Origin of the sequence: Emticicia sp. W12TSBA100-4, from assembly GCF_040253585.1 — a bacterium.
GTDB lineage: Bacteria > Bacteroidota > Bacteroidia > Cytophagales > Spirosomataceae > Emticicia.
In genome coordinates this window covers 260,238-276,130 of record NZ_JBELAU010000010.1, presented here as the reverse complement: position 1 = coordinate 276,130, position 15,893 = coordinate 260,238, and the positions used below count along the sequence as shown (strand labels likewise).

Genomic DNA, 15,893 nt, shown 5'->3' with positions numbered 1-15,893 from the left:
ATTGGTCATTCGGGCTTTTTTGATTAATATTGGTAGTTATTTTACTGAAACGCAACCATTTAGCTAAAACCTACGTAGATACTTCATGGCGAACAATCTGCCAAACGAAAGCCCCGAAGAATTACTCCAAAAGAGTGTGAGAGGTGACCGCAAGAGTCAAGAAAAACTCTATCGGCAGTTCTATGGGTTTGCTATGGGCGTATGTATGCGTTATACGCAGAGCCGTGATGAAGCTCTGGAAATCGTCAATGATAGCTTTTTGAAGGTTTTTACAAAAGGCGACTTGTACGATTCAAAGTATCCGTTTAAGGCGTGGTTCAGACGAATTATTGTCAACACCGCTCTTGATTTTTATAGGAGTCAACAAAAACATTATTTCCACGAAAACATTGAAGAAGCATACGAAGTTTCTTCCAATGATAGCAGCCCCCTAAGCCAACTCAATCACGAAGAAATCATCATGCTTATCCAGCGACTTCCGTCTGGGTATAGAATGGTATTTAATCTTTTTGTGATTGACGGTTTTTCGCATGAGGAAATAAGTAATCAACTCGAAATTTCTGTTGGAACTTCAAAATCAAACCTTTCGAGGGCCAGAGAAGCTCTTAGAAAAATGATTTTGAAAGAAGAAAGTGCTTTACCAAGCTCTGACTTCAAAGAAAATTAACCACTTTTTTAAATGAATATAAACAAACATGAGATGTCAGACGACGAGTTAGACCGTCTTTTCAGCGAATCGGCCGAAAAGATGGAATTTGACTTTGACCCTGACTCATGGGCAAAAATGAGCCAAAAACTTGATGCAGCAGCACCGCCACCATCAAGTAGCCAAGGTATGACTCCTTGGCTCAAGCGAAGTTTATTGCTTTTGATTGGTTTGTTAGCTTTTGTTGGAGGATATTTTATATTGAAACCTTCAGCAAGCCAATCGAAAGAAGCGATGGTTGATTTAACCAAAAAGGCTGAAAGTGAGCAAACAAGAATTAATTCAAAAAAATATGTAGAAACATCTAAAGTAGGTACAGATAATATAAAAACCGAAGACAAAATAACAGAAGTAACCAAAAACAGCGAATCGAATAAAGTAAATATTACGACCAAAGAATCAGACGTTTCAAATGAAAAAAATGAAAACTCTGGAATAAAAAAGTCAACTGAAGCCAATAAATCTATTGAAAAAGAAAAAGTAGTACTTTCAAACAAAGCGATCGAAAAGTCTTTAAAATCAGGCAAAAGCAAAGATTTTTCAGGAAAAAACACTGAAATCTACCACAATAGCGAAGACCAAATATTAGTAAAAAAAGCAAATAAGCGTAGAATAAATGCTAACTTATCAGAATCATCAGTTGAAGTAAACTCGAATAATAGTTTAGTTGAGATAAAGGAGTTTTCAACAAGAAACACTTCTTCAAAGTCAAAGAAGAAAATTAATAATTCTCAGACTTTCATCAATGCTGACATTAATACTAATGTTACGAGTTTGGATAATTATCCTCAAATAAGCAATTCAATTGCAAGCAATGCAACCATTGAAGAAAATCGCTTAACGCTGAATAACCTTGGTTTACTTTCACCAAAAGGTTCATTCATCAAATTGAGCATTAATTTACCTGTTATTGCATTTGAAAACCCCAAAACAGAAACACCTGTTGTTCCGAAAAGTTCGCCTCAATCATTCAAAAAAGGCTTGTACTTCAGATTTGGTCTTTCGCCAGATATAAGTTTAATTACTACAGACGAACTCACCAAATTTGGTAGTAATTTGGCTTTTCTTTTAGAATATCGTTTCAATAGTCGCCTAAGCATTCAAGGTGGGGTGCTTCGCTCAATGAAGTATTATGATGCCTACCCAGAATCTTACGAATGGCCTTACAATTGGCCTTCTCCGCCAAAACTCATTGATATTAATGCCACATGCAAAATGCTTGATATTCCGCTAAATATCAGATACGACATTAGTCAGAAGAAATTCTCACGCATCTTTGTGAGTGCAGGAGTAACCAGCTACGTCATGCTCAACGAAAAATATGTTTACAACTACGAAAACCCAGCCGACCCAAAAATCAAATGGAAATCATGGGAAGGAAAAACTGGACCATATTATTTAGGCGTAGTAAATTTTTCGATGGGTTACGAATACCAGCTATTCCGTAAGTTGAGCGTGCAGGCCGAACCTTTCTTTAAATTGCCTATTGCACACGTAGGTTTCGGTCAAGTTAATCTTTCAACACTTGGGCTGTTAGTTTCGGCCAAATACCCAATTTCGATTCGCAAATAATTTTTGATTTTTCGGTATAATTTTTGCAATTTAGTATCAGAATAATAAACTTTTGAGCGAAAACGTTTTATCATAAAAATCACAGCAATGAAGAAGATATATCTTTTTATAGCATTAATCGGCTTATCAGGCAACATATTTGGTCAGCAAAAAACACCAGTCAAGAAAAAAGAAGTTGAGTGGCTCACGATTCAGGAAGCCTACGCTCGCACCCAAAAAGAGCCTCGCAAAACCATCATTGATGTTTATACGGCTTGGTGCGGTTGGTGTAAGGTAATGGATCGAGAAACTTACACAAACCCCGAAGTGATTGATTATTTGAACAAAAACTTCTACATGGTGAAACTCGATGCAGAATCGAAGCAAGACATCATCGTTGGTAATACAAAGTATGTTTTTGACGCCAACAGCGGAGCAAATCAAGCAGCTATTGCACTTTTACAAGGAAAAATGAGTTATCCAACAACTGTTTTTTTGGATGCTCAATATAACATGATACAGCCTTTACCTGGCTACTTAAATGCGAAGGCATTTCACGAAATCGTAACGTATCTGGGCGGAGATTATAATAAAAAAGAGCCTTTCGAGCAGTATAAAATCGGTACTTATAAAGAAGTATTCAAAAACGCACTTCCAAAACTTTGATTAGTTATCTACAAAAAAATTAGCCCAATTTTCTCAGCAAAAATTGGGCTTTTTTACTTTTCATGGCCTTTGTTATATGTTTGGATGTGGCAGCGGAAAATCGTTATTATTCTTAGTTTCACAGCTGAATTTTACATCAGCAAGAGTTATTTTAGGTTCATCAGAGACTTTGCAAAAGTTGGATTTAGCTGTATTTCATGGCTTAACAAAGCATATTGCAAATATAGAGCCTAACACTTTCCGATGATAGCGTAAAAATACGTGATTCGTTAGGGGTTTTTACGTATTCTTACTTTTTGAAACACCCAAAAAACTACTTAGAAGCACGATTTACCACAAAATCAGCTTCTTGAACCAAACCTTCAACTGACATCATTCCTTCAATTCGATGAATAACTTTCCCATCAGGAGCAATAAATAGATAGGTCGGATATGAATTTACTCGGTAGATAATACCAACATTTACACCTTCAAATGAATCGCCATCAACTTTATAATTCAGAAAAGTTTTATTGAATTTTTCGCCCACACGAGCATCACTGAATGTATTTTCATCCATCCACTTACATGGACCGCACCAAGTTGTATAAACATCCACAAATAAGATTTTTTTTTGGCTTTTTGCTTGTGCAAGCATCTGCTCCATTGTTTTGTCGGTATTTTTTATAAAACTTATCTGCTTTATACTTCCTCTACTACAAGCATACACCAATACAACGAGACACACGATGCTCATTGCTAAAACCATTTTTCTCATTAATAATACTATTTTTTGTATACTATCACTTACAAAATCCTTGCCTTTTTTATCAAAAACCTACTTTTTAGAAAAATTATGGAAGAAAACTGTCAAAACACTCAACTCCGCTTTATGTCTTTCAGTGTTTGTTGTAAATCTTTGATATCACCTCCTTCTTTTTTGGCGAGTTTAATGGCCTTTTTCTCGGCCTTGATGGCTTCTTTCTTTCTACCGAGTTTGCTCAATAAAATAGCATAAGTATCCAAATTTGCGGGCGATTCTACCAATTCAATCGCCCTTTCCGACCACTTCAAGGCTTCTTCTAAGTCTTTCTCATTTTTAATCATCTGCACATATCCCCAAGCATATTCATTAAGTTGAAAAGAAGTTGATTTTTGGGCATTATCGGTCAAATTATCCAAAATCATTTTGAACTGCGGTGTCGATTCGTCTAAATTTTTAGCTTTTGCACCCTCCTTAAAATTCATGATTTTTAGTTGAGTTTCGGCTACTAAATCTTCTGATGTTTTTGCCATCAATTTAGCAGTTTCTTTTGTAGCAATCTTCTTAAAATTATCACTATCACGGGTAATTTTGGCATATTCTAAACGAAATTGCTTTTCTTCGGCCTCAAAACCAGCCTCGCTATATGATGTTGCCTGTACGGCATCAATTAGTCTTTCGAGCAATGCTTTATCTCGGTTATCAATGGCTTTTTTAAATGTATTCCGTTTGGCTTTTGAAATCCCATTCAGTACGTATTTTTGCTGCGAGGCGGTCATATTCAAATATCTATCCAGAGCATCTCGCAAAATAATAAACGCCTTTGACTCAATCGTTCCGATGTTTTCGGAAATCAAGGCCAAAACTTTTTCGGTTTTATGCTGAGATACAGGAATCGCCTTTAAATATTCTTCTAATAAAGCTGCATTTTCGCCACCGTTTAAGCTTTTTCGCTTCATATATTCATACAAAAAATCAGCATCACGTTTCCCCGCCTTAAACTCTTTCTCCAATTCATCCGACGATTTGTAACCTTTTCCTGCCAAAATTGCTTTATCGGCTTCGACCAAAAATTTTTCAGCGGGCATTGCTCCCATTGCTCGATAGACGAGTTCACCGCCACCATTCACAAATAAGTAAGTCGGATAAGCCGCAATTGCATAAGTTTTGGCCAATTCGATCCCCTCGCCTTTTTCAGCATCAATCTTATAATTGATAAACGATTCATTAAATTTTTCACCAACATTATTTTCTGTAAAAACCTTGGTCGACATCATTTTACAAGGCCCGCACCAGGTTGTGTAGATATCAATAAAAATGAGTTTGTTTTGCTTTTTTGCTTCATTTAGAATCTCAGACCATGAGCCTTGAGTAAACTTAATACCCTTATCATCAGCTGCATACGATGAAAAAGATAGCATTATCAGGAAGTATAATATTTTATTCATCGCTTTATTTATCTATAAATTTTAGAAGTTTTTTTTTAAAATCTTTTAGGGTGGACTAATTAAATTTCAAGCAAAAATCATACGAATATCTACATTCCAAAAAACTTCTGCTATTTTTAGGAATATTTTCTTTTGAATTTTGTTTATTAACTGTGGAGCGAATTTTCAATTCGCTCGTAACATTGATTTTCTCGCAAAATAAAAAATCTGCTGAAAGATTTTTATATTACTTCATGATAACATCCATTATAGAAAATAAAAGTTCTCGTCAAAACCTTTGGAACGCCGCCAAAAACTTGGCTTTTCCAACGGCTATTTGGCGATTACCACGCCAGTCCGAAAAACATTTCTTGACTTCGTTTGAAGAAATTCCTCAACAATCGAAAATAGATTTTGAAGAACTCGGTGCGGGTTTTGCCTTTTCGCCATTTGTCAACCCTGATGGCGGAAAAACATTTTTCTTAAAAGCCGACCTTCATTATATTTTTAACGCTAACGAGTCAACTCAAAACGAAGATTTTAAAGAAGTTATTTCACCTTCAGCACTCAACCCTCACTTTATTGAATTGATGAATGGTGAAATACAAGCATTAAAATCCATTTCGGATAACAAAACCACAAACCAACACACAACCAAACAAGAATTTATTGATTTAGTTGAAAAAGGCATCGCCGAAATCGAAAACGGAATTTTCCAAAAAGTTGTGCTTTCTCGCACCAAGCAACTCGTTTTACCTCCCGATTTTGATGTAGTTGCTACATTCGATAAACTTTGCAAAGCATATCCATCGGCATTTATTTCGGCGGTTTCGTTGCCACATTTGGGGGTTGTTTGGATGGGAGCTTCGCCAGAAGTATTGGTTAGCCAAGATTCCGAAGGAATTTTCCGTACGATGGCATTGGCTGGTACACAATCAGCTTATGATTCAGATGGAAAGCTAATAAAACCTTCAGAGGCTTTGTGGCGACAAAAAGAAATTGAAGAACAGTCGTTTGTGACGAGATATATTATCAATTGTCTGAAGAAAATCAGAGTCAGAGAATTTGAAGAAGAAGGGCCAAAAACCGTAATCGCTGGTAATCTGATGCACCTCCGCACCGATATTATTATTGATACTGTAGCGATTAATTTTCCACAATTGGCAACAGTCATGCTTGATTTGCTGCATCCAACATCAGCGGTATGTGGAATGCCAAAAATTCCAGCAACTGAATTTATTTTGAGTAATGAAGGCTACGACCGTGATTTTTTCAGTGGGTTTCTTGGCCCAGTAAATATACAATCAAGTGAGGGACAGGTAGAATCACACATTTTTGTGAATCTACGAACAATGAAAATAGAAGGAAACGTTGCAACGCTCTATGCTGGTTGCGGAATTACGGCTGATTCAAATCCAGAAAAAGAATGGAACGAAACTGAAATGAAAACGCAAACGCTGGGAAAAGTTCTGAATTCTGAGTTCTGAATTCTGAGTGGTTGTTCAGCAAAAAATTTCGCAAAGAAAACCCAGAACTCAGAACTCTGCATTCATAACTATTTAATACGAAGTCAATCTAAAATATTTCGGATAACGAGTAAATCTCAGACCAATCGTAAAATCAAGACGGCTCAAGTCAATTGGTGTGGCTAAGTTTACAGCTTGACCATTTCCCACAAAATCCATAGCTCTTAATTTACCATAGCTATAGCCTGCTTCCAAACTCAAAATAATATCACGCCCTGTGATGTCGTTTCCGAGCAAGAAATCAATGCCAAGGGTTGCCGAAGCACCAAAGTCCATTCCTCTGAAAGTATAACTTGCCCCATCGTAAGAGCCTTTATCTTTATAGAAATACACTCCAGGCGAAAGCCCCAATACTACCATTGTTTTGAAATCAATATTTTTACGATAATAGAATACTGGCCCAACATATTTTATCGAACGCTTATTTTCAATGCTTCCAGTATCTAATTTATTCAAAATTTCATTTCTATAAGTAATATTATCAGCCTTATTGCTCGACTGAAAATTATTAAACATCAAACCAAAACCAACATTATCACCAGGAAAATAAGCAGCATCAAGCCCCCAAGTGAAGCCACGCAAAAGCTTTTCTTGATATAATGTATAAGCACTTGCATTTTCAGTAGGAATTTTGGCCAGCATATTACCAAAACCACCTTTTCCTCCTACTCGCCATTTTAGATAATTATTAAATTCATTATCCGCTTTCGGAGCAGCCATCGGAGCAACTGCTTTTTCCTCTTTTTTCGCTGCGGCATCTTCCTTTTTTGGCTTCGTTTCTTCTTTTTTAGGAGCTACTTTTTTGTCCTTTGTTGTAGCAACTTTAGGTTTTTCATCTTTTTGTGTGGTCTCAGTATTTTTTTCTACTTTCTCAGCATCTTTTTTAGATGAAGATTCTTTTGCCACTGTTTTTTCTTCTGTTTCGGCTGCTTTATTATTTTTATCGTTTTTCTTCGACTCACTCTTTGTTTTGGTTGGCTCACTTTTACGAGTATCGACACGCTGAGTAGTAGCAGCATTTTCTTCTCTTGCCCCGCCCAAACCATCGGGCAATTTATTTCCTTTAGTAGTTACGATGTCGCTCGGATAAAAATTATATTTAAAATCTGAGACTAAATTTTTAAAGATTTCATTTCTTAAAACTTTGCCAGTAGGCGAAAGATAGGCATATACGAATCGAGAAGGCGTTTCATCTAAAATTCGACAACGGATTTTCTCACCAGCTTGGGTTGTAATCTGGTCACGCTGCCCAAAAGTTTGAGAAATTGAAAATCCGAAAACTAAAAAAAGTACAATTATTACTTTGTTTAGTTTAGTGTTATAAATAGGCTTTTCGAGGCTAAATATGCCCTTTTCAAAATCAGTTTCTGCCACTGCTAAAGAATTGACAGCAAGAAGTTTATCACTTTTCAGACGAGAATTACGAGTAAAGTCAAACATTTTTTTCATGATTATAATTATTTCACTTGTGTAATATTGCAAAAATGATACCGAAAAAAACAATGCACGATTATGCCATATTAAATATCTGAATATCAGATATTTACAATTTTCAAATTGCACAAAAGTACTGGTACAGTTTTTGTCTAATATTTTGTGTAAAACGATGAAAACGAAATTTCATTTGGAATATTAACAAACCATTAACGATTTTTTTTATTTGAAACACTTGACACGAATCATTATTTTTGTCTATCTTTCGACACAAAACAAAAATTCTTCTACAATTTAAACACTGATATACAATATGGCATAAAGCTCTACGTTAACTAAATTGAAATACTGAAATGGGAAAAATCCAAGTTAACGACAGTGAGCTTGTTTCATTGTATATCCGTGGCAACGAAAAGGCTTTTGCTACGCTTGTTCAACGTTACAAATCAAAAGTATATACCACGATTTACCTTGTTGTAAAAGACCAATACGTGGCTGAAGATTTGCTTCAAGATACATTTATCAAAGCAGTTGAAGTTTTACGTGATGGCCGATACAATGAAGAAGGCAAATTCCTTCCGTGGGTACTCCGAATTGCTCATAATCTTGCGATAGACTATTTCCGTAGAGAGAAACGCTACCCGACCGTAGTGTTTGAAGACGGAAGTAATGTGTTTAACACCCTCGAATTTGCCGAAGATTCAATCGAATCAATGCAAATCAAGCGTGAATCTCACGAACACTTGCGTGATTTAATCAAACGATTACCCGACCAACAGCGTGAGGTATTGGTGATGCGTCATTACGATGACATGTCGTTCCAAGAAATTGCCGATGCAACTGGCGTGAGTATCAACACGGCGTTAGGGAGAATGCGTTATGCTCTCATCAATCTTAGAAAAATGATGGGAAAATCAGCGTATGCTTATGACACAAACCTTTACCAGCACGCAGAATGATGTAGTTCGTTATTTGTATAATGAAACATCAATCCAAGAAAATTCTTTAGTAGAAGAAGCACTTCTTTTTGATAAAGATTTGCTCGATTTCTACCTTGACTGTGCCGACTTAAAAACTGGCATGGACAAAATTCAACTCTCGCCATCAGATTCGGCGATTGAGAGAATCCTCAGCTATTCAAGAGACTACAAGCCTAAGATTTGATCTTGGGCTTTTTTATGCTTGAAAACCTCCTCCGTTTGTTTCATACCTAACGGTGTAAAAGTCGTTTTTTAAAATTATGCTATTCAGTCTTAAAACCCAAAGGGATTTTATTTGGCTTCTTATTGAATAAATAGGCATATTTGTGTTTTTATTTGAAAGTAAAAATACAATAAACACCTGACTATGAAGCCTTTACTTCTATAAAAGGCACGTTCAGAACTCAGAACTCAACACTCAGAACTCAAAAAATGTCTCTTTTAGAAAATTTATATCAGCGTTTTGAAGTAAAAATTGCTTCGTTTTTATCTGGACCAAAATGGAAATCGAAAATTGTGATAGTAGCCGTAGGCATTATGCTACTTTCATTTTTTAATAATTTTTCTCCGCTTCGCCATTTTGTTGATTTTTACACAGCCGTAGTAAAAGAAAAACGAGAGTATTTTCTCTATCAAACCATCAAAGACCGAGCTGCAAGCATCACTTATAATTGGACTTACCCAGAATTTACGGGAATGAACAACCGCACTTTCAGACTCACGATGCCCGCATTCGTAAAGGCACTGCACATACAGCACGTAAGTATCGTTTTATATGGCTTGCAGTTAATATTGGGAATTGTATTTCTTTATATGCTTATCAATTTTCTGGAGCGTTCGATAAGTGATAAATCAAGTATTTTCTATGCAGTTCTGGGCATTGCTTCTACTTATATAGGTGCTGCTTTTTTTATAGACAATGCTACTTATGGCGACTTTTTTTGCTATTTTGCTCTATTTTTGGCAATTTATTATCGGAACCCGCTATTGATATTCATATTTTTATCATTGGCTTTTTGGGGCGATGAACGTGCCGGCGTAGGCTCAGGAATGGTGTTTTTGTGGTGGTGGTTTGTGCCGCAATGGAAAGAAGACAAGCCATTCAAGATTCAAATAAACTTACAGATTTTGGCCGTTGTGGCAGCTTGGGTAGCTTACGGTGCAGTTCGTAAATTTTACTTAGTCGATAAACTCGGTATGCACGATACCACCAAACCTGGTGAATTTGCCGAAATGTTTGGCGGAAGTTGGCCAGTTTGGGGTTTCAAGTTTTTGTGGGTTTTTGAGGGTTGGTGGCTACTTATTTTATTAGCCTTTCTTTTCCTTTCAATAACCAAAGATTGGCTCAGACTTTTGGCGATTTTGGGAGCATTGTTGGCAATGTTAATAGGCTCACTCACCACTTTCGACTCTACTCGAAGTGGTTCTTATGGCTTAATTACTATATTTTTAACTTTAGTCCTCGCTCAAAAATACCTAACCGAAAAAGAATTAAAAGTTTTGCTTTTGGTCGTTGCCATCATTTGTTTCTTACACCCGATGGCAACTCGTACAAATGGTACAGGCTTTTTCTTGATGTAAAGACGATGTTTTTGTAACTTTGTGAAGGTTTAAAAGGAAAAACTTTTGATTCGAACAAATCAAAGATTCCAAATCCTATCTATCTCATAAATCTTACAAAATCCTGTCGAAAATAGATGTATAAACTCCTTTTGGTTGTTCCGTGCTATAACGAGCAAGAAATTCTTGAAAAAACGTATAGTACTTTGTCGATGTATTTTTCAGAATTGAAGGAGCGAAACGCCATCACGGCGGATAGTAAAATATGTTTTGTAAACGATGGCAGCCGTGACTCAACTTGGATAATCATTGATAGCATCTGCAAAAGAGATTCAACTATAATTGGCTTAAAACTCTCGCGTAATTTCGGGCATCAGGCTGCTTTGGTAGCTGGTTTATTACATCACAAAAACCAATTTGATTGCTACGTTTCGATTGATGCCGACCTACAAGACGACCTCCGTGCGATTGATGGAATGCTGGAAAAATACAAAGAAGGCTCAAAAATTGTTTACGGAGTACGCAATGACCGCAGCACTGATTCGTTCTTTAAGCGGTTTACAGCCGAAACATTCTACAAACTCATGCAACGCATGGGCGTACCGACGGTTTATAACCATGCAGACTTTAGATTGATTGATAATCAAGTACTTAACGAATTTTCAAACTTTGGCGAAACCAATCTTTTTATTCGTGGAATTATCCCAATGATAGGTTTTCAGAGCGATAAAGTTTATTACAAACGCCTCGAACGTGAAGCAGGTGAATCGAAATATCCACTTAGAAAAATGCTAATCTTTGCATGGAATGGCATTACTTCGTTTTCGACCGTTCCGATGAAACTGGTGCTTTGGTTCGGTATCTTCAATTTTGTATTTGCGATGGGAATCACGGTTTGGGTTTTGGTTTGTAAACTATTTGGTTTTACGGTGCAAGGCTGGACTTCAATTGTGTTGCCAATGACCTTTTTCAGTGGCTCAAATATGATTGCTATTGGTTTGATTGGCGAATACGTTGGAAAAATTTACGAAGAAGTAAAAGCACGCCCAAGATATATTATTGAAACGGTTTTGAATGAAGAGAAGGTTTAAAAATATAGTACTATCAAAAACAAATAAGGCATTATTTCAACTAAAACAATGCTTATTTTTTATTGTTTTAGCTTCTCAAACTTTCGCCCAAATCCCGACCGACACTTGGCGAATCCACGCTGACTATTTTAATGCAAGAGGTGTAGAGATTGTAGAAAAAAACAAAATCTATTGTTTCTCAAAAAATGGCTTTTTCTACTTCGATAAGGCTACTAATCAAAGCTTTACACTCTCAAAATTAAATAATTTAAGCGAAACAAACATCTCGCAAATCAGATATAGTCCTGACTTTAAAACCCTCCTCATTGCCTACGAAACTGGCAATTTAGACCTAATGAGTATCACTTCCGAGGGGCTGCCAGATAAGATTCAGAATATTGATTTTATCAAAGAAACAGATGCAATTCAAGATAGTAAAACCATTAATCAAATAGAATTCAGAGGTGATTTTGCTTATTTAGCAGCTGATTTTGGCTTGGTGGTTTTAGACGTGAAGAAAAACGAAATCAAAGAAACTTATCAGAATATTGGCAAAGAAGGCAGAAAAGTGGCAGTTAAACAAATAGTTTTTGCTCGTGATAGTATCTTTGCAAACACTTCAGGCGGAGTACTGGGGGCAAGTTTTTTACCCACTACGAATCTGCAATTTTTTGGCAACTGGAAACCAATAACTGCAAGTGCCGCTTCTCAACTTTTTCAAACCCAATCATTCCCAAAAGATAATCTCATCGTTTTTCCAAACGAACTCGAAACCGATGCAGATGGAAAATTTTGGATTGCTGATGGAGAAAATGGACTATTGAGCAACTATTCTGGAAGTTTTAAATCTTATAGCCCCAATGGCGTAAAAGGTGATATTTTTTCAGTTTTTTACCGAAATCAATCTATTTATGCTTTAGGTATTACAGGAAACGCATTTGTGGATAACTTGTGGAAAAACCTACTTATCAACCAAATACCCAATAATAGTACAGACATAATTGACCAATACGGTTATCGTTGGCAAATTTCGGGACAAACGCTAAGAGTTTCAGACCCAGCCACCAATCGAACTCGTTTTTATTTCGCAGGGAGAGGAGCAGGAGGTTTGCCCACTTCAAATGTCAATTCGATTGCCTTAGACCGAGATAATTTACTTTGGGTGGGTACAGATAATGGCGTAGCCGTAATAGTCACGACACGAGATATTTTTACAACTGCTTCAGAAGCCTACACACCATTTTTCCAAACTCGACGCTTGCTTTTGCAAGAGGTAATCAATAAAATTGTGATTGATGGCGGAAACCGAAAATGGATTGCTACGCAAAACGGTCTAAATCTTTTTTCAGCTTCTGCAGATGAGCAGATTTTGAACTTTACAGAAGAAAACAGTCCGCTTACTTCAAAAAATGTTATTGATTTAGCTATTGATTCTACTACGGGAGAAATTTTTGTTCTAACTCAAAATGGGCTTCTCTCCTACCGCACCGATTCATCCGAACCAAGTGAAGATTTCAGTTCAGTACGAATATTTCCAAATCCTGTTCGCCCTGATTTTCAAGGAGTTCTGACGATTTCGGGGCTTCGTGAAAACACTGCTATCAAAATAACTGATACCGCTGGAAGATTAATTTACGAAACAAAATCGAATGGCGGCACTGCCTCTTGGGATTTGCAAAATCACCGAACAGCTACCGCTATTTATATGGTTTTCTGTGTTGCCGAAGATGGCTCTGAAAGTTTTATTGGGAAAGTGGCGATCTTGAGGTAAGAAAGAAAGGCGAGCTTTTTAACCCGCCTTTCCAAATAATTATTTACTTACTAATTTTGTAGTAATATAAAAATTCTCATCTGCTTTCAGTTCTGATTTACCTTTTATGGTTTTCCAAGTAGTTGTTGGGTAAATAAACTCCTCTTTTCCAGCATCAACTGTCACTTTTACTGGCATATCAAAACCCTCTACACAATTATTCCAACGATAACTAATTTTATTTTTTTCTACCGAATATTCCAAAACTGGAATCTTGACATCACGCAAGTATTGGTCAAAAACTTTATTTAAATCTCGCCCTACGTTTTTCGATAAATAATCTTCGATTTGCTGAGTTGTAACAGTTTGGTGATAGAAAGTTTTATTCAACCCTCGCAAAATTTGTCGCCATTTGTCATCATTATTCAAAATCTGGCGAATCGTATGCAACATATTTCCTCCTTTCGGGTACATATCACCCGAGCCACTTTTATTTACATCATACGACCCAATAATCGGAATATCATTTCTGATGCCCTTACGAGTACCTATTACATATTCAGAGGCAGCTTTTTTACCAAAATAATATTCGGTATAAAGACTTTCCGAATAGTTCGTAAAACTTTCGTGAATCCACATATCGGCTACGTCTTTGTACGTAATATTATTGGCAAACCATTCATGTCCCGACTCGTGGATAATAATAAAATCCCATTTCAAACCCCAGCCTGTTCCAGATAAATCTCGGCCGAGATACCCATTTTTATAGCCATTTCCATAAGTTACTGAGCTTTGATGTTCCATTCCCAAATACGGAACTTCTACCAATTTATAACCATCTTCATAAAACGGATACGGCCCAAACCAGTGTTCAAAAGCCTTCATCATCATGCCTGCTTGCTTGAATTGCTCTTTAGCTTTTTCAAGATTTTCGGGCAAAACATAATAATCCATCGTCAGTTTTCCTTTTTCCCCCTCAAAAATTTCATCAAAATGCACATAATTGCCAATGTTTACATTTACACCATAATTATTGATAGGATTCTTCACAAACCAGTCGAAAGTTTTTGTTCCGTCAGCATTTTCTGTGGTTTTTCTCAAACGTCCATTTGAAATATCTGTTAAATTTTTCGGAACAGTGATACTTATTAACATACTATCACATTCGTCATACATGTGGTCTTTGCACGGCCACCACGCACTCGAACCCAAACCCTGACACGAAGTAGCCACAAAATCATTACCTGCTTTATCTTTCACCCACTGAAAGCCACCATCCCACGGTGGACGCTTCGCTACGATTGGTTTTCCCGAATAAGTTACTACAATTGATTCATTTTTACCTTTCACTTGGGCTTTTTTTAGTGAAATCATGTAGGCATTTGATCCGTCTTTTTTGAAAGAAAGTTCCTGTCCATCTTGCGTAACTTTTTCTATCTGTAAAGGCGGTTGAAGGTCAATTTGAATAGTTTGGTAGGGCTTCAAAACCTCATAAAATACAGTTGTGCTGCCCGCAATCGCTTTTTCGGGAGGACTTACTTTTACTCGAAGTTCGTAATATTTCAAATCCCACCATTCACGCTCGGGTGTGATTTTTCCACGAAGCGAATCTTCACGAGTAAAAGCCTTATTGTGCCCTTGCCCGCAAGCAGTAATAAATGGAAAGAGATAAACAAAAAAGAGAATAGGTTTTAGCAATTTCATATATGCAAATTTTGTTGGAAGTGAAACGTGGAATCATCCACTAAATTGGATGCAATATAATTAAAAAATGAATTTACATTTATTTTCAGCTTATTACACAAACAAAAAACCTGTAATCGCTTACAGGTTTGATAAATTAACTCATTTTTGAATATCGTAAAATTGCTTTCCGATGATGCAAAATATGGTAGTGCATAAAATAATAAAACTCTCTGATGGTAAGATTTTTGAGCACAGGATGTTTAATGCAATATTCATCCAGTTCTGTCTCCGACCAATCATTTAGAAAATCGGCCAGTGTTTGATGATGCTTCGCAAAACTACTAATTAGCAATTCTTTGGATGGATTTTCGGGCATTTTTGGTACAAATCCACCTCGTGCGGCTACGCCAGTAGCTAAAACAGCCAAATAATGCTCCACAACGCCATCATAAGAATAAGTCGGACGGTCAATTTTACCAAATTGCTGTTCGAGAAAAGCCTTCGGCAAACTCATACCTTGATTCAAACCTTTCACAGACTGCGTAAGGTGAAGTATATTTTCAGCAACCGACCATTTTTCACCAATTGGAACAAAAAACTGAATTTCTTCGATATTTTCAACATCAGAAACGATTATTTTATAGCATTCTTCCAATGCTTTTTTTAGTTCTTCTTTTGTCATTTCAGTAGAACAAGTTTCCAACTTGTTTTTATTGTGAATAAAAAATATTAAAAATTGCCGAACGATGTCGGAGCTTCGTTGCACAAGGACAATCATGAGGACACACAAAATGT

General features: G+C 36.5%; 14 protein-coding genes. 9 read left to right on the top strand and 5 right to left on the bottom strand.

The genetic code is table 11. From position 1 onward, the window contains the following. The first annotated feature begins 85 nt into the window (after window positions 1-85). The 3 genes from ABR854_RS16605 to ABR854_RS16595 all read left to right on the top strand — a co-directional run bounded on the left by ABR854_RS16605 (window position 86) and on the right by ABR854_RS16595 (window position 2,923). Complete coding sequence (locus tag ABR854_RS16605) at window positions 86-667, top strand: RNA polymerase sigma factor (RefSeq protein ID WP_350266649.1); 582 nt, start codon at window positions 86-88, stop codon at window positions 665-667. A gap of 12 nt (window positions 668-679) precedes the next feature. After that, the gene (locus ABR854_RS16600) at window positions 680-2,278 is read left to right on the top strand and encodes a porin family protein (RefSeq protein ID WP_350266647.1); all 1,599 of its coding nucleotides are present in this window, start codon (window positions 680-682) and stop codon (window positions 2,276-2,278) included. A gap of 87 nt (window positions 2,279-2,365) precedes the next feature. Further along, window positions 2,366-2,923, top strand: coding sequence for a thioredoxin family protein (locus ABR854_RS16595; RefSeq protein ID WP_350266645.1), 558 nt, complete (start codon window positions 2,366-2,368; stop codon window positions 2,921-2,923). Between the two features lie 313 nt (window positions 2,924-3,236). Here the strand turns inward: ABR854_RS16595 and ABR854_RS16590 are convergent, their stop codons facing one another. Beyond that, complete coding sequence (locus ABR854_RS16590) at window positions 3,237-3,680, bottom strand: thioredoxin family protein (RefSeq protein WP_350266643.1); 444 nt, start codon at window positions 3,678-3,680, stop codon at window positions 3,237-3,239. Between the two features lie 101 nt (window positions 3,681-3,781). Then, window positions 3,782-5,113 (bottom strand): thioredoxin family protein, encoded by a 1,332-nt coding sequence (locus tag ABR854_RS16585; RefSeq protein WP_350266641.1) that lies wholly within the window; start codon window positions 5,111-5,113, stop codon window positions 3,782-3,784. A gap of 233 nt (window positions 5,114-5,346) precedes the next feature. Between ABR854_RS16585 and ABR854_RS16580 the strand changes: the two genes are divergently transcribed. Next, entirely contained in the window at window positions 5,347-6,579 is a 1,233-nt protein-coding gene (locus tag ABR854_RS16580) for a chorismate-binding protein (RefSeq protein WP_350266639.1), read from the top strand. 72 nt (window positions 6,580-6,651) lie between these two features. Here the strand turns inward: ABR854_RS16580 and ABR854_RS16575 are convergent, their stop codons facing one another. Further along, a complete protein-coding gene (locus ABR854_RS16575; protein WP_350266637.1) occupies window positions 6,652-8,067 on the bottom strand; it encodes an autotransporter outer membrane beta-barrel domain-containing protein in 1,416 nt (471 codons plus the stop codon). A gap of 338 nt (window positions 8,068-8,405) precedes the next feature. Between ABR854_RS16575 and ABR854_RS16570 the strand changes: the two genes are divergently transcribed. The 5 genes from ABR854_RS16570 (at window position 8,406) to ABR854_RS16550 (ending at window position 13,433) form a co-directional block, all read left to right on the top strand. Further along, window positions 8,406-9,011: an RNA polymerase sigma factor gene (locus ABR854_RS16570; protein WP_350266635.1), complete on the top strand. Its 606-nt coding sequence runs from the start codon at window positions 8,406-8,408 to the stop codon at window positions 9,009-9,011. Next, complete coding sequence (locus ABR854_RS16565) at window positions 8,980-9,216, top strand: hypothetical protein (RefSeq protein ID WP_350266634.1); 237 nt, start codon at window positions 8,980-8,982, stop codon at window positions 9,214-9,216. The genes ABR854_RS16570 and ABR854_RS16565 overlap by 32 nt, the downstream gene beginning before the upstream one ends. Window positions 9,217-9,464: 248 nt before the next feature. Beyond that, window positions 9,465-10,613 carry a hypothetical protein gene (locus ABR854_RS16560; RefSeq protein ID WP_350266632.1) on the top strand — a complete coding sequence of 383 codons (1,149 nt, stop codon included), beginning with the start codon at window positions 9,465-9,467 and terminating at the stop codon, window positions 10,611-10,613. Window positions 10,614-10,729: 116 nt separating this feature from the next. Further along, window positions 10,730-11,683 (top strand): glycosyltransferase family 2 protein, encoded by a 954-nt coding sequence (locus ABR854_RS16555; protein ID WP_350266630.1) that lies wholly within the window; start codon window positions 10,730-10,732, stop codon window positions 11,681-11,683. After that, window positions 11,667-13,433 (top strand): PorZ beta-propeller-like domain-containing protein, encoded by a 1,767-nt coding sequence (locus tag ABR854_RS16550; protein ID WP_350266629.1) that lies wholly within the window; start codon window positions 11,667-11,669, stop codon window positions 13,431-13,433. The genes ABR854_RS16555 and ABR854_RS16550 overlap by 17 nt, the downstream gene beginning before the upstream one ends. Before the next feature lie 39 nt (window positions 13,434-13,472). Here ABR854_RS16550 and ABR854_RS16545 read toward each other — a convergent pair whose 3' ends face one another. Both ABR854_RS16545 and ABR854_RS16540 read right to left on the bottom strand, forming a co-directional pair. Continuing rightward, window positions 13,473-15,116 carry a M1 family metallopeptidase gene (locus tag ABR854_RS16545; RefSeq protein ID WP_350266627.1) on the bottom strand — a complete coding sequence of 548 codons (1,644 nt, stop codon included), beginning with the start codon at window positions 15,114-15,116 and terminating at the stop codon, window positions 13,473-13,475. Window positions 15,117-15,252: 136 nt separating this feature from the next. Next, window positions 15,253-15,780, bottom strand: a complete 528-nt coding sequence (locus ABR854_RS16540; RefSeq protein ID WP_350266626.1) for a DinB family protein — start codon at window positions 15,778-15,780, stop codon at window positions 15,253-15,255. Window positions 15,781-15,893 lie beyond the last annotated feature (113 nt).